This is a genomic window from Flavobacterium gillisiae, assembly GCF_900107635.1.
In the GTDB taxonomy this organism is placed as follows: domain Bacteria; phylum Bacteroidota; class Bacteroidia; order Flavobacteriales; family Flavobacteriaceae; genus Flavobacterium; species Flavobacterium gillisiae.
In genome coordinates this window covers 219,350-244,136 of the sequence record NZ_FNRD01000006.1, presented here as the reverse complement: position 1 = coordinate 244,136, position 24,787 = coordinate 219,350, and the positions used below count along the sequence as shown (strand labels likewise).

The following is a 24,787-nucleotide window of genomic DNA, read 5'->3' as shown; positions in this document are numbered from 1 at the left end:
GAGGACCTTAAAAAAACAAAATATCAGATATTTTGTAAGTTAATGGTGATTTAAATTTTAATTAAGTGTACTTCATCGGTTAAAAATGTCATTTTGTCTAAATTGTTGCTACTTTAGCAATGTATTTAAAATGAACGAGATGAAACTAAAATTACCAATTACAGATTTTAGAAGTGCAAATTCTATTTCCGATGAAACTATAGGTTGTTATTTAGTGTCTACGCGATGGACTATGGCAAATGACAAGAATATAACTTTTGTGAGAAATAAAGCCTTAGGGTATTGTTATAATCTAAAATGGGCTGGTCCATTGAGTGAATTAGATGCCGAAACAGCCTGCCAAAACAATAAAACAACTTTCGTCATAAATCATTTATTGTTACAGCCATTTTTGGTATACTTAGATAATGAAGTCACTTTGCCAAACTCGATTGAAGTTCGTAAACTTATCGGACTTGATAATGTTGAATTGCAAATGGCAAACTAAAAAGTGAAGAATATTTTCTACCCATATTTTGTCATACCTATAAGCTGTTTTAATCTTAAAACGGCTTTTTTTTTTGCTTTAAAATATCCACTAGTTTAGGTGTGGCTTAATTTTACTGGAAATTCTAATCCAGTATTATACGGTTAAAAATATTGGCATAATAAAAAGAATTAGCTATATTAAACTAGCAAAAAAAGGCTGCTAACACGGAGGGCACTGAAAAAGTCCCTAAAATGTAAAAATTGTAAAAAACAAAAAAAGAGCATAAACAGTAATGTTTATGCTCTTTTTCATTATTATAAACCTCTGTAAACTCAGAAAATCAAATTTGATTAAAAAAAAGATATCAAATTAAATCAAACTCTTATTTAATCGATCTTTTAGCGAGTTTTCGAAAACAGGGACTTTTTCAGTGCCCTCCTAATACGAGCAGCCTTTTTTATTGTTATGTGTCTAGAGCTATAAATTGAAAAGCCCTTGTGTATCTAAATTTCTTATTTCAGTTCGAAAATAGGTTTGTCAAACAAGTTCCATTTTAATCTTAAACCCATTTCAGTATACGTAAATCCTGCCACGGATACAGACGCAATATTACTCTTGATTCCGTAAATATTTGCTAATAAACGATCAGAGAATTTATACCCTAATTTAGCCTGTACTCTGTAAGTCCATTGTTTGTCATTGTTTTCTATAAATTGATACCCAGTAGCTAGATTCGCGTTATAGAACCAACTGTTAACTTTGGCAATTTTCTCGTCTTTAAGCAATTCTATAAAAACTTCAACAGCATTAAACTTACTTGGACTAAAATAATCAGTAGGCACTTGGTTTTTAAAGGCAATGTACTGGTAGTTCAATCCTCCTTTTAAAACAGGACTAGACATAAAGTTGTAATAGAATGAAGTAAACAAGAGGTTACGGGTATTGTCATCCGTTTGCGTAGTGTAAAAATATTGGGTAAACCATCCAAAATTAAAATTGGTGCTCAAATTATAATTCAAGTAGTAATTATTAGCAGCGATTTCTTTGTCAATCAAATCAGAGTTGAAATTTTGAATTTCTCTTTTATACCCTATTTCTAAATCTTGTAATTTCATAGGTTTTATTTTAAAAAACGTATGGATTAATGCTTGGTTGTACGAGCTGGTGTTAGAATTTGCCGATGTTACTCCAGCATTGAATGTGTAGCTAATTTTTGGGTGGAATTTATAATTCACTCCTGCTAAGAAATCATTCGTTTTTGCACTAGCTTTAGTAACGGTATTTTCCGTTTCTCTGTATTGGTAACTAGCATTAAAAGCCAATTTAGTAGATACTGGAATAACAATTGAAGTAAGAGTAGCTTTGGCAGTGTTTTTACCATTATCAAAAGCATAAGAAAGTTTTTCCTCAAGTGTTGGCGTGTACTCTTCGTTTATTTTTTTAAGAAAGTTTACAGCATCATTTTGATTTTTAAAAATTTCCAATGTTTTAGTAACCGCATCTAATGATTTATGAGTTTCTCCGTCTGCATAATAAGCATTAGCAATTCCAAGATTTCCATCAAAGGATTTTGAGTCATTTTCTAAAATAGTGGAATAATATCCAATACTTTCTTTAAAATCACTACGGTAAACAGCTAAGGTTGCAGATAATGCTAATAGCCAATTCTCGTTTTTATACTGCGTATTTAATTCTTCTATCTTGGCCTGAGCCACTTTGTATTTTTTATTCCAAATCAAAGCTTGAACATAGCGTTCCTGTGTTTGCTTCACTAATGCTTCATCAGTATTCCCGACTACTTTTTGCACCGCTTCTTCTGCAATTTCTAATGCTTTTTTATCTTTTCCGTCAATGTGTTCTATTAATGACAATCCGTTCAAAGCCATAATAGGATTGGTTTTGGCCAAAACACCATAGGTTTCTTTTCCTTTCTCAATGTTCTTAGTGATTAAAAACAGATTGGCTTTGTTTAGCATTGTTTCTTTATCTCCAGGGAAGTCAACAAGAATTTCGTCATAGAAAGCTTCGGCCTCAGCATATGATTTCTGATTCACCTTTTCATTGGCATAACCTAATTTGATATATTTTCTAGAAATTAAGGCGCCAGGATTTGCAGGAGAAAGCACTAATGCTTTGTTGACATAAAAAAGAGCTTCCTTAAATTCTTTTAGATTAGATAGTGTATTGGCATAACCAAGGTGCGCTACAAAGTTGGTTGGATTTCTTTCTACAAGTTCGCTATAGAATGTTTTGGCTTCGGTAAATTTTTTGTTCCAAAGTAAAGCTTCTGCATAGTTCAGTTCTATTTCAAGATCACCAGGATATTCTTTTTTTAATTGAATAAAATTGTCCAATGCTTTATCGGCTTGATTGTTAAGACCAATGGCTCGTGCGTAGCACAAACGGGCAGTTTTATTTTCAGGATAGTCTTTTAATATGTTTTTAAAAAATACTTCAGCTTTACCAAACTCTCCTTTTTCAAGATTACTGAAGCCTTTGTCCATGTCTTGAGCGGTTGCTATTGTGCTTACTGTTAACAATATAAAAAGGACAGCCTTATTAATTAATTTCATGTTATTCCGGTTCTTGATTTATATAGATGCAAGTTAAGTATAAAGGTGAGATATTTCATCTACACTTACGTGCAATTCGTCGAAGAATTAAAGACACTCATGTTAAAACAGAAGATATTTACGTCAGTATTAACAACTAAATAAAAATAGTATGGCAATTCAAATAACATATGATGGGGGAGTTTATGAAATTAAAGGTTTGTTAAATTCGCAAAACAGTGTATATTTAGAGAATCATTTGAATACTCTTATGGTAGATTCGAGTGGTATTGTTCTTTCATTAGAGAAAGTGACTGCTATTGACCAGTATGCTGCTAAAAGTGTAGTTGCACTTCATGTAAAAGCAGAAGAAAAGCATAAAATGTTTTATATTATTGGAAGAAAAAATAAGAATGTAGTTGATCAATTTAATGCCTTACACCATAGTAACCTGCTACTTTAATCAGGTTTCTTAATTAAATAAACGAAAGTAATGAAGATAGCCTCAAATCTGATTGCTAAAATACCCAGAAAGTTAGGGCCTGAGCAACTCTTTATGGTGACCATTTTATTAGTAAATGGCGGCAATTACTTGTATAATTTATTATTAGGTAGGATGCTAGGTCCTGTAGCTTTTTCCGATGCTGCAATTCTCATCACTCTTTTATTAATACTTTCCTTTGTGGGAATGACATTCCAAATTGTAACTGCTAAATATGCTGTTTTATTTGAAGGAAATAGTCTGCTTGCTTTTATCAAATTGATTACAAAATACGCTACCGTTTTAGGAATACTATTCGGTATCAGTATTGTGATTTTTTATCAGGAATTACAAGTCGTTTTTCATACTAAGACGGCATCTATGTTTTATATTTTTGGTATTGGTATTCCATTGTATTTTATGATGAGTGTCAATAGAGGTTTGTACCAAGGGCAAAATGTGCTGAACAAACTTGCTACAACCTATCAAACGGAGATGGCTAGCAGATTACTATTAACAATCGCAGCTTTACTGCTGTTTCCTGATGTTCCTAGTTCTATTATTGTAGCTTTAGGAATTCTGTTTTCGTTTGTTTTTGGTATTTTTCCTTTCCAAAAAACAATTTTTAAAGGGCTGAAAGCGGTTAATGTTGCTGAAATTGATACTCGTTCTATAACCACCTTTTTTGCGCTTACTGCTTTTTATGAATTGACCCAAATCATTATAAACAATAGTGATATCATTTTAGTGAAACACTTTTTTGATAGTAAAGACGCAGGTTTGTATGCTTCTTTGGCCTTAATAGGTCGTGTAGTGTATTTTGTCGCTTGGATGTTTGTTATGTTGTTGTTGCCCAAAGTTATCCAAATGAAAAAAGACAATCAGGATACTTTACCTATTCTATTAAAATATGTAGGTTATATTGCAGTTTTGTCTTCCTTGATAGTTGGTTTTACAGCACTTTTCCCTGAATTTGTAGTGAGTGTCATGTTTGGAAAAGAATATGTTTCAATCTCTTTCTTATTGTGGAAATATGCCTTAGCCACCTCGCTTTTTGCGGTAGCTAATATATTTGCCTATTACTATTTGTCGCTTAATCAATATTTCCCAGTGGTTGTTTCGGCAGTTTTAGGGTCAACACAAATAGGATTAATTATAGCTTATCATAATTCATTAGAACAAGTAGTTCACATGCAAATTATAGCAATGGTGATTCTATTGTTTTTCCAATTGTGTTATTTCTTTTATAAAAATAAAAAGTAAATTAGTAGTGTAAAATTATTACGGTCTATATAATTACCAAACCAAACCAAATCTCTAAAAATATGAAAATTGCTGTAATCACTGCTTTTCCACCTAGTAAAGTAACTCTAAACGAATATGGTTATCATTTAGTAAAAAACTTTGCCAAAAAAGATGAAGTTTCAGAAGTTGTTTTGTTATCAGATAAAACTCCAGGGGCAAAGGAACTTGATTTCGAAAATAGCCATAAAGTAAAAGTCAACGAATGCTGGTCTTTTAATAGTTATAACAATATTATGTCTATTAGTCAAGCCATTCGAGAGGAAAAACCAGATGCCGTATTGATCAATCTGCAGTTCATGAAATTTGGCGACAAGAAAGTGCCAGCCGCTTTAGGGTTGATGATTCCCATGGTTTTACGCACGAGTGGTGTTCCTACTGTTTCCTTGCTGCATAATATTTTAGAACAAGTCGATCTAGAAAGTGCCGGTTTTACCAAGAATAAGGTAGCTCAAAAAATATATAATTTTATAGGAACTACGCTGACTAGATTTGTTTTGAAATCAGATGTAGTGGCGGTAACCATAAGTAAATATGTTGATGTTTTAGAAAAAAAGTACCATTGTAATAATGTCAAAGTAATACCACATGGTACTTTTGATAGTATTGAAGAACCGTCATTTGAGTTGGCTCCAGGGCCAAAGCAGATTATGGCTTTTGGTAAATTTGGAACCTATAAAAAAGTCGAAATTCTTATTGATGCGGCTATAATCATGAGAAAACGTACTTCTGAAAAAATTGAAGTGGTTGTTGCGGGAACGGATAGTCCTAATACACCAGGATATTTGGATAGCGTACAACAAAAATATAAAGATGTTGAAGGAATTCATTTTACGGGTTATGTTGAGGAGAAAGATGTGCCAAGAATCTTTGGCGACTGTACTGTCGTTGCTTTTCCTTATACTTCTACAACGGGAAGTTCTGGTGTGTTGCACCAAGCGGGAAGTTATGGTAAGGCTGTGGTAATGCCAGACTTAGGTGATCTAGCATTATTGGTGGAAGAAGAAGGCTATAAAGGCGAATTTTTTGATCCAGAAAGTGCGGAATCGCTGGCTGTGGCTATCGAAAAAATCTTCAACAATGATGACCATAGAAAAGCCATAGCGATTCAAAACTTCAAGGCAGCAAGTGCATTGTCAATGGATAAAATTACAGATATGTATATGGATACTTTTAAAGAAATTATTCGTTCAAAAAAGTAATTTATTTATTCGAAATGTATTGAAATGCGGGTTTGTTGTTGCCATGTTCATCAATAAACCCGAATTTTTTTTGTCTCATTTTTTGCCAAGGCCATTTTCCTGCTACTTGATCAGGAACATGTGGAAAATCATATAAAGTCCATGACATAAAGGAATAGTTATTCTTCTTGAAATAAGTTTGCATTTTTTTATGGTAAGCTGCCTGTTCTTTTGGACTTCCTTCCCAAAAATTCCAAACACCACCGTAGGATGGGACTCCAAATTCCTCTATTACCACGGGTTTATTAGTGTTTTTTAGTAAACCATTAGTTTCGTATTCCAGATGTATCATATCATTATAAAAGTGATAAGAAATAAAATCTAATTTATTCGCAAGATTCGTTGCTTCAACGGAATTTGACCAACCAATTGTAATTAAATGATTGGGATCATTTTCTTTAATTACAGTAATCATATGATCCAGCCAATTCAAAACATTTTCTTTGTTTCGGTTTTCAAAATCTAAATTAGGTTCGTTTTTTATGTCCCAGCCCAAAATGGCTTTGTGGTTTTTAAATTCAGATACAATGTGTTCTGCATGACGATGGGTAAGCGTCCAGCTTGGAATTGTGTAGTCACTATAAAAATCAAAAAGAGTCACAATTACTGCTAGTTTTTTGGCTTCAGCCAAGTCCAAAAGCACCTTCAATTTCGCTAATTTTTCTAGTTTTACTTTGGCTTTGCCAAAGTCTTCATATTGAATAAATACTCTTATAGTGTTGAGGTTTGCTTTCTTAATAATATCAAAATCCTTTGCAATAGTATCCTTATTAAATAATTCGCCAAAGGTATCCCATGCAGAGTTTTTTGGGTAATAATTGATTCCTTTGATGGTATAAGAGGTTTTATTTTGCAGGATTTGGTTATTGCTTACCGTGTAAATGGGTGTTGGTTGTACGGTGTCTTTTTGAAATGGCTCGGCATCCATTTTTACCATATGACGTACACGCCAGAAACCATCTTCAAGTAACATCATTACTTTATAAGTTGCGGTATCTTGTATAGAGGTTAAGAGTTGGTCGTTTTGAGATATTTTTTGAAATTCAACTACGTTTTTATCTGTAAAAACAACTTGTTGTCCATCTTCACTATAAAATTCTAGTTCTGGAAAATGTTTAATGGTAGTGCTTTCGATAGAAATTTTATGGCCTTTGTTGTAAGCAATGGTTCGGTATAGATTTTTTCTAGTATTTTGAGTATAGAAATCTTCAATGCCTTTGGTTGTGTTTTTTTCGAGCGCATTGTTTTTTACATACCAAGAAAAAAGATAATCTTTTTCAATTTTATGAAGCGTATTTTGTTCTATTTCACGTGCTGGATTTTCTAAGTCTCGCCATACTACTTTAGGTAAATAGGCATCTTCCGTAGTAAGTTCTAAGTGCAACATACTGCTACGATCAGCGCCTGAGTTTAAAAATTCTAAAATACGACTCATCCCAAGTAGGGTTAGGGTACTAATCATAAAAAATAAAATGATTAGCACAAGTCGGTTAATATTGCGATTATTTATGATTTTCATATTTTTTAATTTCAGTTTTTTGAGTGATTCCTAAGGTGTGAATTAGAAATTGATATTCTTTTTCTTTGTAAAAGGATGGTGATAAATAAAATTTAGCCAAGCCATCGTAACTATCTAATTGTAGCGTTTCAACTAGCTGATTGTTGTGATAAATTTCTAAAACTACCTTTATTCCATTCGGAACAATTTGGTTCATAAAACTCTTCAGCGGCCCGACGGTAATTTCTCGATTTTCTTTCGAAAAAGTATAAGGGAAAGATTTGATGAGTGGTTGATAACTAATTTTTATGGGTTGGCTTTCTGCCATTCCGGTTACAAAAGCCTTTATGTTATAGGTGTCGCCGTGGTCAGGATGTAATATTTGAGCTATTGCGATTCCGTTAATAGTAGCGGCATAGGTTTTTAATACCATATTTGTTGTGGTGGTAATGTAAAAGGCGACAAGCGTTCCGTCACTAACGAGATTACCAAATTGATCTGTGATTTTTGAGGTAGTCAATTTGGTGATTTGATTACCATCAGCAAAATCATGATTGCGCTCGTAAGTAATAGAGAAATTTGTAGCGATAGAGGGGTAAATGTCTGTTTCGATTTCTTTAGTGGTTGTTTGCTCACATTGGGATGAAACAAGCATTTTGCCTGATTTTACGCGAGAATAGATGTTTTTCCAGGCTATGAAATTGGTAGTGTTTTTTTGTTCGCTTGTGATGTCTTCTTGAAATTGATCCTTGATTATTACCGCAGTATTGTCTTCTTTGGGGTTGTCTAATCCATCTGTAGGAACCACAACCATCATGGTGAAGTTTTGTTTTCCTGTCAAAATAGTTCTTGGACCTAAATAGCTCTCAATTTTTGTGGTTGTTGTGTTGTTTGGGATAATTTTAAAAGTTCCTGTTGAAGCTTTGCTATTCTTACTAAGTAAATGCCAGCTTACGCTACCTGTTTTTTCGGTAAAAAATAAAGGAAGCTTAAAGGTTAGTTTTCCGTTTTCATTCTTTGCATTGATAATGATTTTAGAATAGGAATGAATCAAATACAAATCGGCAGTGGCAGTTTTCGATTCCGTTGTAAAAGAGATTGAAATTGCATTTCCAGCAGTGTAGGTTTTGGCAATATTTTGGATGCTAAACGTCGCTGCTTTTTCGTCTGTTTTGATTTTAGCAAAAACAAACAAAAAGAACGCCATAATGGGTAATATGTAATAAGGTATCTTCTTTATCATTTGGGATTACCAATATAGTTATTCATTTCAATTTTTAGGTAGCTATACCCTTTTCCTTTTGTTTTTTGCAATTGTTCTTTTCCTTGTTCTAGTTTTCGGTTGGGAATAATAGTTCGGGCTAAGTCACCATTGGGCAAACCATTGACAAAACAGTTTTTTAGTGAAGACTGAATGATTTTACATTTTGTTAAATCTAATAGTTTGTAATCAAAATACTGTTTACGCTGCACACGTACGCCTTCACGCAAGAAAAAATGATCTACATATAGCAGTTCTTTAGCATCATCATAATAGGAAATCAAGAGTTCAGGAACAGTGACTTCTTGAATACCATAATTAAAAAGTGTGCCTTTAAGATGATCACCCACAATTGCTAAATCAGAAAGAGCTACTTGTGTGTAAAAGTCAGTTATAGCAACATTTCCTGCAGATTGAATGTCAAAGTTAGCAGGAGTTTCACTTATGTTTTTTGGTGTGAATTCATCAGGATTGAAAGTGGTAGGCTGAACAACGTCTTTTTTTATCCAAGCTATTTCTTCAAAATTCACTTTAAAGCTGGTGATTTCCTTGGGCATTAATTTGTGTTTAATGACATATTTAGCATTAAAAGTGGCCAGTACCTCGTCATTATTATTGTACAAAGTGGATTTTAAAATTACATCAGCGGGACTGTTATCAATGTTTTGTAATTCACCAATGATGATGTATTCGTTTTTGTATTTAATAAGTTTAGCCGATAAAATCTCTAATTCTGGTTGTTTTAAAACATCGTCATGATAGGTTTGTTGGGTCGAAATTTTTCTTCTTCCATGTTTGAAAAATTCAGTTGTGTTATTCGATAGAAATTGATCAGGCGGAATATCTAAATCTAATTTAGTGGGTAGAATATACCATTTTCCATTGCGTTTGATCGCTTCATGATAAAAGTCTTTTTTGATGATTTCAAGTGGAGTGATCCATTTAGTTTTTGCAACTAATTCAGCTCTGTTTGCGGATTCTTTTAAAATTTGAACATCAATCGCATCGAGTTTGGCGTATGAATTTAAAATACCATCTGCTACAGAAGTTTCGAGCATGAATTGTGAAATAGACAACTTGCTATTTGGGTCAATATAGGAATGCGCTTTTTCATAGTATTTAAAATCCAGTGCGTCATAGTAAGACCGAACGACATTTTTAGGACTGATTTGCGTAGCGTTATGCATGTAAAAGTCATAAACATTGTACCCAATGAGTCCTAGTAAAATCAAAGCCCAAACATGTAGGACAACGATAATTTTAAAGGGAAATTTTTTATATTCGACGCCAAATTTGAAAAAATCAGGTGTGCTAAGGTTTTTTAACTTCAGTGCTCTGTAGAATATGATTTGGATATTGAGTATAAAAGCAATAATAACGGTCAATATAGGGATGATTCCCCACATCAATTTTTGATAGCGCGGTACGTCTTCTTTAGGTAGCACTTTAGATAGCGGAGGTACATTCAGTTTCTCCCAGACCATAATTCCGTTTTCTAATTGTGAAAGGCGATGCCATCCACAGAAGTAGAGTATGGGATCGTAAAATTTATCATTCGAAAAAACATATTTTAAATTGTATTTTTCGGGGACGGTCAAAAATTGCTGTAAGGAACCAATTCCCTCCATACCCCTAAATTTTGAGTTTTCCAGTCGTTCCACTGCTCGTGAAGTTAATTCAGGTAGTCTTCGAGCAGAATGGTAATTGCCATCTACTGTCATTGCTTTAGTCTGTGAAGATAAAGTGGCCATCTGGTCACCAAAACCTAATGGTAAAAAACGCCATTGATCGTGCTGGTCTTGGTTTAAGAAATTGACTAGCGGAAGGGTGTTGATTTTTTGAGGTTGAAATGGTCTGAAATAACCCAGTGTTATTGTGAAAACGGCAAAAAACAGAAACGTTCCAGCAAATAAAGCGCCCAAAATACGGTGATACACATTGCCGAATCGTTTTTGAATTGCTTCTTTAAAATCGCCTTCGGCCATTCGATACGCAAATTCTCCAGCTATAGGTAAACTCATGATAGAAGCCCAAAGTGTGAAACGGTCAAGTGTTAGGATATTAAAGGCATTTTTTCCTAAAACCATTAACGGAATTGGAGTAGTTCCTCCAGTTCCTAAAATAGTTAGTAGCGTAATTGAAAGCCCAAAACAAATGTATCTTTTGCTGAAATAACGATAGAAAATGTAGGGTAGAATAAAAAATAAAATTCCCCACGGAATTACAAAAAACATCAAGCCTGAGGAAGTGACTTCTATGAAATTATCTCTACTGCCATGTGGAATAGGGACTTGAGTAATTGGATTCTTTTTGGAGTTCATCCAATAAGGGAAAATGCAAAAAATGATTAAAAATAAGGAAGCACCTCCAAAAAGAACGATCCTTTTGAATAACTGAAAAAAAGTTTGTAGAAAAAGTTTGAACTTAACCTCTTTGTATGAGTTTACTTTTTCTCTTGAAACATCCATTATTACCATTCCAATTAATGGAAAAATAAAAAATATCATCCCGAAAATAGGAGTGACATGATGAGAAGTTATGGTAACGGCTAGTAAGGATAAAGCTCTAAATAGATATTTATATTGGCCCGTTTTTATCCACAGGTATATTTCGGGCATACAATGCATCAGTAGCGAAACTCCAATAATACTGGGTAATTGTCCAAAAATATGAAGGGTTTCTACAAATGAGGAAGAATAAACAGCAACCAGTGACGCGTAACCAGCCACATTGCGGTTTCCTGTCATCATTAAAGTATAGCGATACACTCCGGTGATAAACAATACGATTCCAATAATGGCAACGGTAAACATCCCAAACTTTAAGCCACCAATAAGTGATAGTAAACCAATGGACTGATGAACTAGTGGAGGATATCCCATAACGGTAAAGCCGGTGTACCAACTGTAATTCCACGGTTCGAACCAGCTAGTAGCATAATGATTGGCAAAAAACATATGTATTAAAGCATCATAAGTGCTTTCTAGTGTGAAGAAAATGGCGCTAGAGTGAAAGACCACCCCAATGAGTAAGGCGACAATTAAATATTTATTCGTTTTTTCTTTCACAAAGGATTATTTACTAGTAATGACGTAAATGTAAGGATAAAACTAATTGTGTGAAAACAATTAGAATAAAGGATTAAATTAGGTTTTTTTATAAAATAAAATTGTAATTCAGTATGATAAGTAATATATTTACTTTTCCCAAATTCACTAAAAATAACGTAGTATGAAAATTTTAATTGTTGATGATCAGGAATTAGTAATTCTTTCTTTAGAGAAATGTCTTGTTGATTTAGGTTATGATGTTGTAAGTGCCAATAATGTTTCTGATGCAATTAAGATGTATGATGAGCATATGCCAAATTTAGTTATCGCGGATATTAACATGCCTTTTTCTTCTACTTCTGCTTTTTCGAATAATAGTACAGAATCTAATGAAGATACTAATGGTCTTGAAATAGCTAAATATATCAAGAAAACAAAAGGGCATTCGACTCCTGTTATGATTTTATCTGGGAACACTAGCGAAGATATAATCGTAAAAGGATTTGACTTAGGAGTGGATGATTATATGAAAAAACCATTAAGTCTAAGTGAAATAGGAGCACGTGTTAAAAGATTAATTGGAAGCGGAAATAGTAGCGCTGTGCAAACAGCCAAGAATAAGATAATTCAGAATAATTGCATTGGTGTAGTTATACCCTGTTATGATGAAGAGAAAAGGTTGTTAAGTGATGAGTTTAAAACTTTTGTTCATTCTAATTTAGGATATCACTTGTGTTTTGTAAATGACGGAAGTAAAGACAATACTTTAGCTGTTTTAGAAGCGTTAAGAAAAGGGAATGAAGACCACATCAGTATTTATAATTGTGAGAAAAATGGAGGAAAGGCTGAGGCAGTACGATTAGGAATGTTGCATTTGGCCAAAGAGGAGCAATTCAATTATATTGGTTTTCTCGACGCCGATTTGTCAACTGATTTTGCGGATTTTCAGGATTTAGTAGATACAATATCAAACTCTAATTTTAAGATTGTTAGTGGTTCTAGAATGGCTAGGATGGGTGCAGATATAACTAAAGAATCTGCTAGAGCAATTATTAGTAAAATAATCAATTTGATTATCAGGAAGACAATTGGTATGGAATTTAACGATACGCAGTGTGGAGCAAAAATAATGAGTAAGGATGTCGTTGAGAAAACGTTTCAAACAAAGTTTTTGACCAAATGGCTTTTTGATGTTGAGATTTTTATGCGAATGAAAAAAATATTTGGAGATGAAGAAACTAAAAAATTAGTTTGTGAACAACCATTAAAAAGATGGATTCATGCGGATGGGTCTAAATTATCATTTAAAGATTCGTTAAAAATTGTTTTTCAAATAGGTCATATTGCAGTTCATTACAGGTAAATAGTTTTTATAGATTTATAAATTTCAGGAGAGATTACGTTTTAATAGCGTAATCTTTTTTTGTTTAAGTTAAAAAATAAAACAGGCTTGTCCATATATAGTAATTTGGTATTACTTTTGTACAAGAAAAACAAAGTTGCTGCATAAAGCTCAGAATAATAAAGTTCAGTACAACATGAAAGAACAAATCAAGAAATTTTTAAACGAGGAACAAGATCCTAAAGCTATTGAAAAAATCACTTCAAAGCTTGATGATCTATTGATGAAGAATGAAGAGATTGGATATATAGCGGTTCAGAAAAAACCGGCGCTTACCGTTTTTCCTGACAGTATTGTTATGACAAACAAGCGTATAATTATTTGTCAACCTAAAAACCTAGGGCTTTCAATGGATTTTACAGATTATACCTGGGATCAAATTGAAGGTACTTTTGTTAAAGAGAATATTTTAGGGTCAGAGTTTTCATTTTCGACTAAGACAGATATGGCGGTTTCCATCGATTATATTCCGAAAATTCAAGCAAGAAAAATTTTTACTTACGCAAAGGAGCAGTTGGATATTCTGAAAAACGGTGCGGTTTCAAATGCCATGGTTATGGAAGAAGTTTTAGTTGATGCAACTGATGACTTTGAGATTATTGAAGAAATGGAAACAGAGGAAGTAACTAGTTTTATGGAGATAATGCCTAGTACTCCGCCGCCTTTACCTATTAAGAACGACGATTTTGAGACTCATTCAGAGACTGCAAAAGAAAGTGGTTTTGCTGGGTTATCTCAAGATGAGTTGTTTGAAAAATTACAGAATTATAAAAAACTATTAGATAACGGTTTAATTCTTCAAGGAGAATATGACGCTTATAAAAAAGAGATTCTAAGCTTTATGTAATACAACTTATACACAAAGTAAAAAGGTCAAGTGATAATTTTATCACTTGACCTTTTTTAATATTATAAAGTTCTCTGCTGCTTTTCTATAAAGGTTGTCGCATATTTTTATACTTTTATTGCGTGGGGTAATTTATCTCATTTTGAGAGAATTTATCAATGCTTTTAATTTTTCTAATGATTAATAGACAGCATGATTCGGAGTTAAATATATCTCTGAACGATCATTTTCTGTTTTAATCAAAATCTTTCAATTATAAAAATATGCGATATAAAACGATTCCTTCTTCCTTATTTGTTGCAAACAGAAAGCGGTTTGCCGAAAAAATGAATGGTAATAGCATTGCTATTCTGTCTTCTAATGATGTTATGCCTAATAATGCTGATGATGTAATGGGTTTTGCCCAAAACAACGACTTATTTTATTTGTCAGGAGTCGATCAAGACGAAACCGTTTTGGTTCTTTACCCGGATGCTTTCAAAGAAGAAAACAGAGAGGTCTTGTTCGTAAAGGAAGTAAACGAGCAAAGCAAAATATGGGATGGTGATTTCTTGACAAAAGAAGAAGTCTCTACTATTTCGGGAGTAAAAAATGTGAAGTGGACGCATGAGATGGAGAAAACCTTACAGCTTTTTGCCTTTGAAGCAGATACGTTTTATTTGGGGCATAATGAGCACGTAAAACGAGGTACAGCAGATATGACAACTAGGCAGGATCGCTTAATTCAATGGTGTAAAGAGAAGTACCCATTGCATCAGTACGATAGAGTAGCCAAAATCACTAGGGAGCTTCGTCCTATAAAATCAGAAGAGGAAATAGCTCTTATCAAAGAGGCGGTAGGGATTAGTATAAAAGGGTTTGAAGGTGTCTTAAATGCAATTAAACCCAATGTAAAAGAGTATGAGTTAGAGGCTGAATTAACCTATCAATTAGTGAAAAACGGAGCAACGCGTCATGCCTTTAAGCCTATTGTAGCTTCGGGTAAAAATGCCTGTGCTTTACATTACAACTCTAACGATGCTGTATGTAAAGACGGGGATATGGTTTTAGTAGATTTTGGAGTTTGTTACGGGAATTACAATTCTGATACTACTAGATGTATTCCCGTAAACGGTAGTTTTTCCCCTCGTCAACGAGAAGTGTATGAGTCGGTTTTGCATTGTTTGAAAGAAGGATCAAAGCTATTAAAGCCTGGAGTTTTGTCTGTTAATTATGAAAAGCAAATGGCCGAGTTGGTTGAAAAAGAGTTAGTGAAGTTAAAGTTAATTACTGTAGATGAAATAGCAAATCAAAATCCAGACACGCCGGTTTACAAAAAATACTTCATGCATGGAACGGCGCATCACCTTGGGTTGGATGTGCATGATGTGGGGCTATATTCTCGTGTCTTCGAAAAAGGAATGGTGCTTACTTGCGAACCAGGAATTTATATTCATGAGGAAGGAATTGGTTGTCGTTTAGAAAACGATTATTTGATCACTGAGGATGGAAATATCAATCTTTCGGAAGCTATGCCTATTGAGATTGATGACATTGAAGAACGAATTAGAAAGGCGACTTCTTAGTAATTTATTTTACGTTTAAGCGAAAATCTGCTGCAAATAATACAAGACGATTAATCAAAACTATTATTATGATATTTACCGAATCATTTATAACTACTCTAATCCAAGAACAATATAAGATGGATGTGAGCTGCAAGATATTGAATGGATATGATGAACTTAATTTTTTGCTGACAGATTCGTCTGATAAAAAATATATTTTAAAAATAGCCACCGAAGAACACAATCCTTACTTTCTAGATGCGCAGGTACAAATGGTGAAACTGCTGTCTAAAAGCGGTTTGTCTGAAAAATTTCAGCATTATATAGCTACAGAAGTAAGCGAGGATATCGGTCAAATTATTGTTGAAGGAACTAAGTACTACTATCGATTGCTGAGTTATCTGGAAGGGGTTTTTTGGGTAAATCAAAATAGTAAATCAGCCGCTCTAGCTCGCAATTTAGGGCGTTTTTTAGGCGAAATGGATACTGTTTTAAAAGATTTCAAACACCCTGCAGCAGGCCGCCATTATGAATGGGATATAAAGAACACCTTAGATTCAAGAAGAAATCTACATTGTATTAAATCACATGAAAACAGACGATTGGTTGGCTATTTCTTAATGCAATTTGAAACAGAAGTGACACCACATATCTCGTCGCTTAGAACCGCTACGATTCATAATGACGCTAATGATTACAATGTTTTGGTCAATGGCGATGCTGTTACTGGTTTAATTGATTTTGGCGATATGGTCCATACTTCATTAATAAATAATTTAGCGATTGCTTGCGCTTATGCGATGCTTGACAGTGAAAAACCGCTTGAAATGGCTGTGGAAATGGTAAAAGGCTACCATGAAAAAATGGTTTTAACAGAGCTAGAAGTTTCGCTGTTATATTACTTGATTGCCGGTAGGTTTTGTATCAGCTTGTGTCAATCAGCTTATAATTCTTCATTGGACAGTGTTAATGAGCATCATTTTATTACCGAAAAGCCAGCCTGGAACTTGATGCATCGACTTATTCGAATCAATCCTTTAAAAGCACACCACGAATTTAGACTTGCTTGTGGATTTTCAGGATTGATAGACTCCTCTGATAACCACGAGTTGATACTAAAGGAAAGGCAGCTATATATCGGGAAGAATTTAAGCATTAGTTACACAAAGAAAGTAAAAATTGACAAAGGAGCGCTTCAATATTTGTATGATGACCAAGGAAATACGTTTCTGGATTGTGTGAATAATGTGAGTCATGTAGGGCATTGCCATCCTACGGTAGTGAAAGCAATGCAAAAGCAAATTGCTACATTAAACACAAATACGCGGTACCTTAATGATAATATTATTAAATATGCAAAGGAATTGACAGCTTTGCTTCCTAAGGAATTAGCAGTGTGTTATTTTACTAATTCTGGTAGTGAAGCTAATGACCTTGCTATTAGGATGAGCCGCCATTTTACCAAACAAAAAGATGTAATTGTTCTCGATCATGCTTATCACGGAACTTCAACTACCGCGATAGAAATGAGTCCATATAAATTTGATGGCAAAGGGGGTTTTGGAAAAATGCCATACATACATAAAGCGCAAAACCCAGACATGTACCGCGGTGAATTCAAATATAGAGACGCAGAAGCTGGAGAAAAATATGCTAAAGACGTTGATCGCATCATAGAATCATTGGCAACGGAATCAAAAAAACCAGCGGCATTTATTTGTGAAACCTTACTAGGAGTTGGAGGTCAAATCGCCTTGCCCCCTAATTATCTAAAAGAGGTATATTCCAAAGTGCGAAATGCAGGAGGGATTTGCATTGCAGACGAGGTTCAAGTTGGATTTGGTCGTGTGGGTGAGAAATTCTGGGGTTTTGAATTACAGGATGTTGTACCGGACATAGTGGTGCTGGGCAAGCCAATCGGAAATGGACATCCATTAGCGGCTGTTGTCACTACTAGAGAAATTGCAGATGCTTTCAATAATGGCATGGAATACTTCAATACTTTTGGTGGAAACCCGGTATCTATGGCAACTGGATTAGCGGTTTTACAGGTAATCGAAGAAGAAGAATTACAGAAGAATGCGCTTGAAGTTGGGAATTATTTAGTAAATAGATTAGCGGAATTAAAACCGAATTACGATATCATAGGTGACGTTCGTGGTAACGGATTGTTTGTTGGAGTTGAACTTGTGAGAGATAGAATTACTTTGGAACCCGCTGTTCCTGAAATAGATACTATTGTGGAAAAAATGAAAGAACGCGGTTTCTTTATCAGCACTGACGGGCCTTTGTATAATGTCTTGAAAATTAAACCTCCGATCATTTTTAGTAAACAAAATGCGGACGAATTTGTAGATAATCTAAATGTAGTTCTTGGAGAATTATAAATTATTATATTCCTGAATGATTTATAAATTTACATTTTAAATCGTATAATCGAGGGTGTTATAATTAAGTATGATAGTGGAGAAGGCGGCATTTTGGGGCTGCCGTATCTTTATAAAGTTCTCTTTTGTTTTTCTACAAAATTGTGTGCTTGTAATTCTAGCAATTCGGTCGCTTTCTTGCGCTGTAAATCATATAGATTTTTGTCTTGAGCAATATCTTCATATACTTTGTCGTGCATAGCGGCACTTGTTTTAACTAATAAATTGCGTTGGTATTTGTCTTGTTCTATAGTTGCTTTTAAAGCCGTTTCTAAATCTTCCAGTTTAAAATCGTATTCGCCTTTTGGAGATAGTAATTTAGCGATAATAGGAGATGTTTCAATGGCTAAAAACAACAACATGATAAATAAGGAAGGAAGAGAAGGCAATTTGTTCAGGGCGTTTATACGCGCCATCAAACCGTCAAATCCATCGATTATAGGTTGTGTGTCGGTTAGTTTTTTGTCTAAATCGGCTTGCAGTAGAGCTGCCGTTTTTTCCTTTTCGGCAATTTTTGCCAAGTTGTTTTTTCGAATTGTATCTAGTTGAGCGGAAGCAAGATTGTGCTTGGCTATTTTATCCTTAAAAACGGGGCCTTTGCCAAGTTTTAGCGTGCCTTTTGTTCCTTCAGCTTCTGTGATGTAGGTTTCATACAAGCTGTTAACTTCGTTTTCTTTTTTAGAAATATCCGATTTTAAGCTTGCTATTTCGGTCTTGTTTTTATCTAAATCTGATTTGAAGTAGTTAGCCACTTCTTTTTTGTTTTCGAGTGCCATAGCGTTTTTCTCTTTCAATAAAACGGTATTGATTTCTTTCTCGAATATTTTAATTTCCAATGGCTTCGATATTACGATGGCAATGATAATAGCCAGAATAATTCGAGGTGTAGCTTGTAGAAACTCACTTCCGAACTTATCTCTTTTTCGAATAGTAGAAACAATGAAGCGATCCAGATTGAAAATGAGTAAACTCCATACTAGTCCAAAAAATAGGGCTGGATATACGCTGTCGAAAACAGTAAATAAAGCATAAGCACTAGCGATAAAGGCCATGACAGCGGTAAAGAAAACGGTAGCGCCAATTCCTGCGTATTTAGTTTGTTCGCCTTGAGAACAGCCTTCCAAGATGTCATTGTCAGCTCCTGAGCAGAGGATGAAGAATTGTTTTAACATGATTGATTTTTTTGATTGAATGATGATTGCAAATTTAACGCCAAAAAATCAATACTATTGTAAAACGCTCATTTGTTTTTAGTTAAGAAGTTCTTAAAATCAAAAAGAGCTGTTCCATGGGAACAGCTCTTTTCTTTTTTTGAATTATAATTAACTTATGCATTTGGTGCTCCTGCCATAATTTCGGCATTCGCAAACTCTTCAAATTTGGCAAAATTAGCTTTAAATTTCTTTCCTAATTCTATTGCTTTTTGATCGTATAAATCTTTGTCTTCCCAAGTGTTTCTAGGATTTAAAATTTCGCTAGGTACGTCAGGGCATTCTTGTGGAATTGCTATTCCAAAGACAACATGGTTTTTATAATCTACTGTGTCTAGTTCACCGTTTAAAGCAGCGGTAATCATGGCACGAGTGTATTTTAATTTCATTCTTGTACCAGTTCCGTAAGCTCCACCGGTCCACCCCGTGTTGATTAACCATACTTTTACGTCAACTTCTTGAATTTTTTTACTCAACATTTCAGCATATCTTGTTGGGTGAAGTGGCATAAATGGCGCTCCAAAACATGCAGAGAAATTAGGTTGAGGTTCTGTTACTCCAGCTTCTGTTCCGGCAACTTTTGCAGTATATCCTGAGATAAAGTGGTATGCAGCTTGTCCTGGAGTTAATCTTGAAATAGGAGGTAGAATCCCGAAAGAATCTGCCGTAAGGAAAAATATGTTTTTAGGGTTTTTCCCAATAGATCCTGGTTGAATATTATCAATATGATAAATTGGGTAACTTACTCTTGTATTAGGCGTGATAGAAACATCCTCGAAGTCAACTTCATTGGTTCCCTCTTTAAAAATAACATTTTCTAAAATGGCTCCCTTTTTAATTGCTCTAAAGATATCTGGTTCGTTTTCTTCAGAAAGATTCACCACTTTAGCATAACATCCACCTTCAAAATTGAAAACAGTATTTTCGCTTGTCCATCCATGTTCGTCATCACCAATCAATTTTCTTTTTGGATCTGCTGATAAAGTTGTTTTTCCAGTTCCTGATAATCCAAAGAAAATTGCTGTGTCTCCATTGTTACCTACATTTGCACTACAGTGCATTGGTAACGTATTTTTGTCAACAGGAAGGATGAAATTAAGTGCTGAGAAAATTCCTTTTTTCATTTCTCCAGTGTAGCCAGTTCCACCAATCAATGCTATTTTTTTTGTAAAATCTAGAATGGCAAAATTACTTTGACGTGTTCCGTCTATAGCTGGATCTGCCATAAAACTAGGAACGCACATAACGGTCCATTCTGGTGTGAAGTTCTCTAACTCGCTTTCGTCAGGTCTCAAAAACATATTGTAACAAAATAAATTTGCCCAAGCTGTCTCAGTTACTACGCGAACATTTAATCTGTATTTAGGGTCAGCACATACATAAGAATCTCTTACGAATACTTCTTTGTTAGATAAGTAAGTAGTTACTTTTTTGTACAATGCGTCAAAAGCGGTAGATTCAAAAGGAATATTTACTTTTCCCCACCAAACTTGGTTCTCAGTAACGCTATCTTTTACGATAAATCGATCTAAAGGTGAGCGTCCTGTGAATTCCCCAGTGTTAATTGCTAGTGCACCAGTCGAACTTTCGACCCCTTGACCTGACGCGATGGTCATGTCGTGCAATTCGTTGGCTGATAATTGATAATGAATCTTTGCGTTTTCGATTCCTAAGTCATTTAGCGCAATCGATTTCGTAAACGGTGTGTTATTATTCATGAAATTATGTATTGTGAAGTTAAATTATTCGAATGCAAAAGTAAAGCTAATATTTTAGATACGATTTAATTATCGAATTTTTGTTGGTTTTTTCTTCAAAAAGTTTAACAGCAATACACTCCAGGCCAGTATTAGTAGGAGTCCGCCGATAGGAGTTAGAAAACCGATAATTTTAAAATCAAAGGAAGTTAGGGTGTTTGTGGCCAATAAATATATGGATCCAGAAAATAAAATCACACCAAAAATGACCAAATAATTGATGATTTTCTTCGCTTTTTCACTTAGGTCATTTAACATTCCAATAAAGATTAAAAACAACGCGTGGTACATTTGATAGCGTACTCCAGTTTCAAAAGTAATCAGTTGTTCAGGTAGCAGCACTTTTTTTAGGGCATGCGCTCCAAATGCGCCTAATATTATCGCTATCATGCCCAAAAGAGCTCCTGTTGAAATTAATTTATTTTTCATTTATTGGATATTTTTTTTCTTTGTAAAAGTATTTCTTATCAGGCTGAAATAAAAGATTTTTTGATTATTATGTTTGGACTTTTTATTTAGAGACAAGTCGAAATACAGGTGTTTTTTTATTTTGTTGACAACATAGTTAGGTTTTTAACAAGGACTAGTTGTTATAAATACAACAATTTTATATATTTGTGTTATATTTATATAACATATGAGAGTCATTTTAATTATAGGAGCAGGTAGATCAGCATCATCTTTGATACAATATCTTTTAAATAAATCAGAAAAAGAGAACTTACATCTTGTCATTGGTGATTTATCATTGGCTTTAGCCCAAAAGAAAACGAACAACCATCCCAACGCGACTGCAATAGCTTTAGATATTTTTGATACCAATCAAAGAAAAGAGGCGATTGAAAAAGCTGACATCGTTATCTCGATGTTGCCGGCTCATTTGCATATTGAGGTAGCCAGAGATTGCGTTGTTTATAAAAAAAACTTGGTTACGGCTTCTTACGTTAGTGATGCTATGCAGGAGCTAGATGAAGCTGTAAAGGAAAATAATTTGATTTTCATGAATGAAATTGGTCTCGATCCCGGAGTTGATCACATGAGCGCCATGAAAATCATTGATGAAATAAGTGATAAAGGTGGAAAGATGCTTTTATTCGAATCCTTCTGCGGAGGTCTTGTAGCTCCGGAGTCAGATACTAATCTTTGGAATTATAAATTCACTTGGGCTCCCCGTAATGTTGTGCTTGCTGGACAAGGTGGTGCAGCTAAGTTTATTCAAGAAGGGACTTATAAGTATATCCCGTATTGTAATTTATTTAGAAGAACAGAATTTCTTAAAGTCGAAGATTATGGCCGTTTTGAGGCCTATTCTAATAGAGATTCGTTGAAATATAGAAGTGTATATGGTTTAGATGACGTATTGACCTTATATAGAGGTACTATTCGTCGTGTTGGGTTTTCGAAAGCATGGAATATGTTTGTTCAGTTAGGAATGACGGATGACAGTTATGTTATGGAAGACTCTGAAAACATGAGCTACCGACAATTTGTAAATTCATTCTTGCCTTATCACCCTACAGATTCAGTTGAAATTAAGACACGCTTGATTTTAAAAATAGATCAAGATGATATTATGTGGGATAAACTTTTGGAATTGGATTTATTCAATAACAAAAAAATAGTTGGTCTTAAAAATGGTACGCCAGCACAAATATTGGAAAAAATATTAAGTGATAAGTGGACTTTAGAATCAGACGATAAGGATATGATAGTGATGTACCATAAATTCGGATACGAATTGGATGGTGCTAAAAAACAAATCGATTCTAAAATGGTGTGTATTGGGGAAGATCAGACTTATACAGCCATGGCAAAAACAGTTGGTCTGCCGGTGGCAATGGCGACCTTACTTATTTTAAACGGGAAAATCACTACGCCTGGAGTGCAACTTCCTATTCGTAAAGAAGTGTATTTGCCAATATTGAAAGAATTAGAAGAATATGGGGTTGTTTTTAAAGAGCAATCCATGCCTTACTTTGGTTATAAACCAGATAGTACTATTTAGGTAATAGTTTTTAGTTTTGTAGTAAGACAAATCCGCTTCGTAAAAAGGCGGATTTGTTGTTTTCTGTCTAATATTTAAATATATATAGACTGATTTTGGATACAGATTATTTCCCTTTTGTAACGGGTGGTGGAGGCGGTGGAATATTTTTCTTTTCCTCTAAGGTGAGTTCAGCAAATTTTTTCTCGCCTATAACTTTACCATTAACGTCTTTTATTTTATAGATTTTATTTTTAAAATAATGGTCTGTTTCATTGACTGGGATATAGATAGTTTTCGGTCCTGCCAATTTTTTGACCATTTCTTTATCTTTTGCAGGAGGTGGAGGAGGTGGAATATTTTTCTTCTCTTCGCTAGAAAGTTCACTGAATCTTTTTTGATCAATAATATTTCCTTTTTTATCTTGGAATTTGAAAACAGTATTTTCAAAATATTTCTCCATTCCGGTAATTGGATTTTTCTGCTCGGTACTATTTGTTATTCTTCTCTCCTGAGAGACTGTTTTAACACATGCAAAGAAAATAAGTATCGACAATACTGGAATTAGTATTGTTTTCTTGAACATCGCCCTTGTTGTGGTTGTGGTTCTTGTCATCATAATTAATCGTTTTTTAGTTACTGAATAGTTCAAATTACTCGCTAGGTTATAGGCGGGGTGTATGTTTGCTTTTGAGAGTAATAAATTTTGGTAAAACGAAACATTGTTATGTGATTTCACGACTTTCTCATCAGCTAGAAATTCATGATTGAGTTGGATTGCTTTTTTATAGAAAATAAAAATAGGGTTAAACCAAAAGAGTACTTTCAAAGTTTCAACGAGTAGAATGTCTAACGTATGTCTTTGGGTTACATGAATTAATTCATGTGTGTATAATTCGGGTTCAACTTTTCGATTGTGATAATCCTCTTGATTAATGAAAATTGTATTCAAGAAAGTGTAAGGCAACGTTTTCTCTTCTAATAGAATCAATCGGGATCCTTTATAGCTAATAGCTGTGTTTGATTTCGTCTTTTCATTCAATTTTATAATGTTTCTTGCAAAACGAATTAATAATATTGAGGTCATTATAATATACATCGTCCATATTGCAATTAACCAGTAGTTAGTTTCTTCTTTTAGTACAGCTATGGTTCCTTCCGCATTTTCCGAACTATTTTTAGCAAGAATCGGATTTGTGATTTCTTGGATTACTTCAATAGTGATAAACGGAATCGTGAATGAAAATAGCAAGCAGAACAAAAGGTAAAACCTGTTGAATTTATGTATTTTTTCTTTCTCCAATACCCAATGATATACTGCTAGCAGTACACATAATGAGATGGTCGATTTTAATAAAAAGTCTATCATTTTTTCTTTTTTTGAATGGCACTGTCTACAATTCTTTTAAGCTCTTCAAGTTCCCGTTCCGATAGGTTCGTCTCGTTAGTAAAGAAAGAAGCAAATTGCGTAGCAGAATCGTTAAAGCAATTCTTTATTAATCCGTTGACGTGTTTAGAGAAGTAGGCTGTTTTTTTTACCAATGGGTAATATTCTCTGGAGTTTCCATATTCGATATAAGCCACAAAATCTTTATCAATCATTCTTTTAAGCAAAGTAGCCACAGTAGTTGTCTTGGGTTTTGGCGCTGGAAACGCTTCGAGTAAATCTTTCATAAAGGCTTTCTCCAGTTTCCAGAGACGCTCCATTAGCTGTTCTTCGGCGTTCGTTAACTGTTGCATTAATTAGTTGTTTTGTACT

18 protein-coding genes are annotated in these 24,787 nt (G+C 34.2%); 9 read left to right on the top strand and 9 right to left on the bottom strand.

The genetic code is table 11. The features are described 5' to 3' along the window. Positions 1-139: 139 nt before the first annotated feature. Complete coding sequence (locus tag BLV35_RS10375; RefSeq protein ID WP_143031852.1) at positions 140-487, top strand: hypothetical protein; 348 nt, start codon at positions 140-142, stop codon at positions 485-487. A 494-nt stretch (positions 488-981) separates the two neighbouring features. On the opposite strand, the gene BLV35_RS10370 is transcribed toward BLV35_RS10375, so the two are convergent. Further along, positions 982-3,042, bottom strand: a complete 2,061-nt coding sequence (locus BLV35_RS10370) for a tetratricopeptide repeat protein (RefSeq protein WP_091089193.1) — start codon at positions 3,040-3,042, stop codon at positions 982-984. 151 nt (positions 3,043-3,193) lie between these two features. On the opposite strand from BLV35_RS10370, the gene BLV35_RS10365 reads away from it, so the two are divergent. The 3 genes from BLV35_RS10365 (at position 3,194) to BLV35_RS10355 (ending at position 6,006) form a co-directional block, all read left to right on the top strand. Further along, positions 3,194-3,484, top strand: coding sequence for a hypothetical protein (locus BLV35_RS10365; RefSeq protein WP_091089190.1), 291 nt, complete (start codon positions 3,194-3,196; stop codon positions 3,482-3,484). 30 nt (positions 3,485-3,514) lie between these two features. After that, the gene (locus BLV35_RS10360; RefSeq protein WP_091089186.1) at positions 3,515-4,765 is read left to right on the top strand and encodes an MATE family efflux transporter; all 1,251 of its coding nucleotides are present in this window, start codon (positions 3,515-3,517) and stop codon (positions 4,763-4,765) included. A 62-nt stretch (positions 4,766-4,827) separates the two neighbouring features. Continuing rightward, positions 4,828-6,006 (top strand): glycosyltransferase, encoded by a 1,179-nt coding sequence (locus BLV35_RS10355; protein WP_091089180.1) that lies wholly within the window; start codon positions 4,828-4,830, stop codon positions 6,004-6,006. A gap of 1 nt (position 6,007) precedes the next feature. Here BLV35_RS10355 and BLV35_RS10350 read toward each other — a convergent pair whose 3' ends face one another. The 3 genes from BLV35_RS10350 to BLV35_RS10340 form a co-directional block, all read right to left on the bottom strand. Next, positions 6,008-7,480 carry a glycoside hydrolase family 2 TIM barrel-domain containing protein gene (locus BLV35_RS10350; protein ID WP_317040170.1) on the bottom strand — a complete coding sequence of 491 codons (1,473 nt, stop codon included), beginning with the start codon at positions 7,478-7,480 and terminating at the stop codon, positions 6,008-6,010. Positions 7,481-7,547: 67 nt separating this feature from the next. Further along, positions 7,548-8,786, bottom strand: coding sequence for a hypothetical protein (locus BLV35_RS10345; protein ID WP_091089173.1), 1,239 nt, complete (start codon positions 8,784-8,786; stop codon positions 7,548-7,550). Beyond that, on the bottom strand, positions 8,783-11,872 hold the full coding sequence (locus BLV35_RS10340) for a hypothetical protein (protein WP_091089170.1): 3,090 nt from the start codon (positions 11,870-11,872) through the stop codon (positions 8,783-8,785). The genes BLV35_RS10345 and BLV35_RS10340 overlap by 4 nt, the downstream gene beginning before the upstream one ends. Positions 11,873-12,035: 163 nt before the next feature. Between BLV35_RS10340 and BLV35_RS10335 the strand changes: the two genes are divergently transcribed. From BLV35_RS10335 to BLV35_RS10320, 4 genes are all read left to right on the top strand, one after another. Next, positions 12,036-13,217, top strand: a complete 1,182-nt coding sequence (locus BLV35_RS10335) for a glycosyltransferase (protein WP_091089166.1) — start codon at positions 12,036-12,038, stop codon at positions 13,215-13,217. A 175-nt stretch (positions 13,218-13,392) separates the two neighbouring features. Then, positions 13,393-14,103, top strand: a complete 711-nt coding sequence (locus BLV35_RS10330; protein ID WP_091089163.1) for a PH domain-containing protein — start codon at positions 13,393-13,395, stop codon at positions 14,101-14,103. Positions 14,104-14,366: 263 nt separating this feature from the next. After that, on the top strand, positions 14,367-15,668 hold the full coding sequence (locus BLV35_RS10325; RefSeq protein ID WP_091089160.1) for an aminopeptidase P family protein: 1,302 nt from the start codon (positions 14,367-14,369) through the stop codon (positions 15,666-15,668). Positions 15,669-15,736: 68 nt separating this feature from the next. Beyond that, positions 15,737-18,037, top strand: a complete 2,301-nt coding sequence (locus BLV35_RS10320; RefSeq protein ID WP_091089157.1) for an aminotransferase class III-fold pyridoxal phosphate-dependent enzyme — start codon at positions 15,737-15,739, stop codon at positions 18,035-18,037. Between the two features lie 110 nt (positions 18,038-18,147). Here the strand turns inward: BLV35_RS10320 and BLV35_RS10315 are convergent, their stop codons facing one another. The 3 genes from BLV35_RS10315 to BLV35_RS10305 all read right to left on the bottom strand — a co-directional run bounded on the left by BLV35_RS10315 (position 18,148) and on the right by BLV35_RS10305 (position 21,473). After that, positions 18,148-19,248: a DUF4407 domain-containing protein gene (locus tag BLV35_RS10315; protein WP_091089153.1), complete on the bottom strand. Its 1,101-nt coding sequence runs from the start codon at positions 19,246-19,248 to the stop codon at positions 18,148-18,150. Positions 19,249-19,403: 155 nt separating this feature from the next. Beyond that, the gene (gene pckA, locus BLV35_RS10310) at positions 19,404-21,005 is read right to left on the bottom strand and encodes a phosphoenolpyruvate carboxykinase (ATP) (protein WP_091089151.1); all 1,602 of its coding nucleotides are present in this window, start codon (positions 21,003-21,005) and stop codon (positions 19,404-19,406) included. Between the two features lie 69 nt (positions 21,006-21,074). After that, complete coding sequence (locus tag BLV35_RS10305) at positions 21,075-21,473, bottom strand: DUF423 domain-containing protein (RefSeq protein ID WP_091089146.1); 399 nt, start codon at positions 21,471-21,473, stop codon at positions 21,075-21,077. Between the two features lie 208 nt (positions 21,474-21,681). Here BLV35_RS10305 and BLV35_RS10300 point away from each other — a divergent pair, with 208 nt between their 5' ends. After that, positions 21,682-23,049: a saccharopine dehydrogenase family protein gene (locus tag BLV35_RS10300; protein WP_091089144.1), complete on the top strand. Its 1,368-nt coding sequence runs from the start codon at positions 21,682-21,684 to the stop codon at positions 23,047-23,049. Positions 23,050-23,155: 106 nt separating this feature from the next. On the opposite strand, the gene BLV35_RS10295 is transcribed toward BLV35_RS10300, so the two are convergent. Together BLV35_RS10295 and BLV35_RS10290 are read right to left on the bottom strand one after the other, a co-directional pair. Then, entirely contained in the window at positions 23,156-24,397 is a 1,242-nt protein-coding gene (locus BLV35_RS10295) for a M56 family metallopeptidase (protein WP_091089140.1), read from the bottom strand. Then, positions 24,394-24,768 (bottom strand): BlaI/MecI/CopY family transcriptional regulator, encoded by a 375-nt coding sequence (locus BLV35_RS10290; RefSeq protein WP_091089137.1) that lies wholly within the window; start codon positions 24,766-24,768, stop codon positions 24,394-24,396. The genes BLV35_RS10295 and BLV35_RS10290 overlap by 4 nt, the downstream gene beginning before the upstream one ends. Positions 24,769-24,787: the final 19 nt, after the last annotated feature.

Bases quoted from the DNA above. Each gene is read 5' to 3' on its own strand.
- BLV35_RS10375 (WP_143031852.1), top strand. From the start codon at position 140: ATGAAACTAAAATTACCAATTACAGATTTTAGAAGTGCAAATTCTATT.
- BLV35_RS10370 (WP_091089193.1), bottom strand. From the start codon at position 3,042: ATGAAATTAATTAATAAGGCTGTCCTTTTTATATTGTTAACAGTAAGC.
- BLV35_RS10365 (WP_091089190.1), top strand. From the start codon at position 3,194: ATGGCAATTCAAATAACATATGATGGGGGAGTTTATGAAATTAAAGGT.
- BLV35_RS10360 (WP_091089186.1), top strand. From the start codon at position 3,515: ATGAAGATAGCCTCAAATCTGATTGCTAAAATACCCAGAAAGTTAGGG.
- BLV35_RS10355 (WP_091089180.1), top strand. From the start codon at position 4,828: ATGAAAATTGCTGTAATCACTGCTTTTCCACCTAGTAAAGTAACTCTA.
- BLV35_RS10350 (WP_317040170.1), bottom strand. From the start codon at position 7,480: ATGAGTCGTATTTTAGAATTTTTAAACTCAGGCGCTGATCGTAGCAGT.
- BLV35_RS10345 (WP_091089173.1), bottom strand. From the start codon at position 8,786: ATGATAAAGAAGATACCTTATTACATATTACCCATTATGGCGTTCTTT.
- BLV35_RS10335 (WP_091089166.1), top strand. From the start codon at position 12,036: ATGAAAATTTTAATTGTTGATGATCAGGAATTAGTAATTCTTTCTTTA.
- BLV35_RS10330 (WP_091089163.1), top strand. From the start codon at position 13,393: ATGAAAGAACAAATCAAGAAATTTTTAAACGAGGAACAAGATCCTAAA.
- BLV35_RS10325 (WP_091089160.1), top strand. From the start codon at position 14,367: ATGCGATATAAAACGATTCCTTCTTCCTTATTTGTTGCAAACAGAAAG.
- BLV35_RS10320 (WP_091089157.1), top strand. From the start codon at position 15,737: ATGATATTTACCGAATCATTTATAACTACTCTAATCCAAGAACAATAT.
- BLV35_RS10315 (WP_091089153.1), bottom strand. From the start codon at position 19,248: ATGTTAAAACAATTCTTCATCCTCTGCTCAGGAGCTGACAATGACATC.
- pckA (WP_091089151.1), bottom strand. From the start codon at position 21,005: ATGAATAATAACACACCGTTTACGAAATCGATTGCGCTAAATGACTTA.
- BLV35_RS10305 (WP_091089146.1), bottom strand. From the start codon at position 21,473: ATGAAAAATAAATTAATTTCAACAGGAGCTCTTTTGGGCATGATAGCG.
- BLV35_RS10300 (WP_091089144.1), top strand. From the start codon at position 21,682: ATGAGAGTCATTTTAATTATAGGAGCAGGTAGATCAGCATCATCTTTG.
- BLV35_RS10295 (WP_091089140.1), bottom strand. From the start codon at position 24,397: ATGATAGACTTTTTATTAAAATCGACCATCTCATTATGTGTACTGCTA.
- BLV35_RS10290 (WP_091089137.1), bottom strand. From the start codon at position 24,768: ATGCAACAGTTAACGAACGCCGAAGAACAGCTAATGGAGCGTCTCTGG.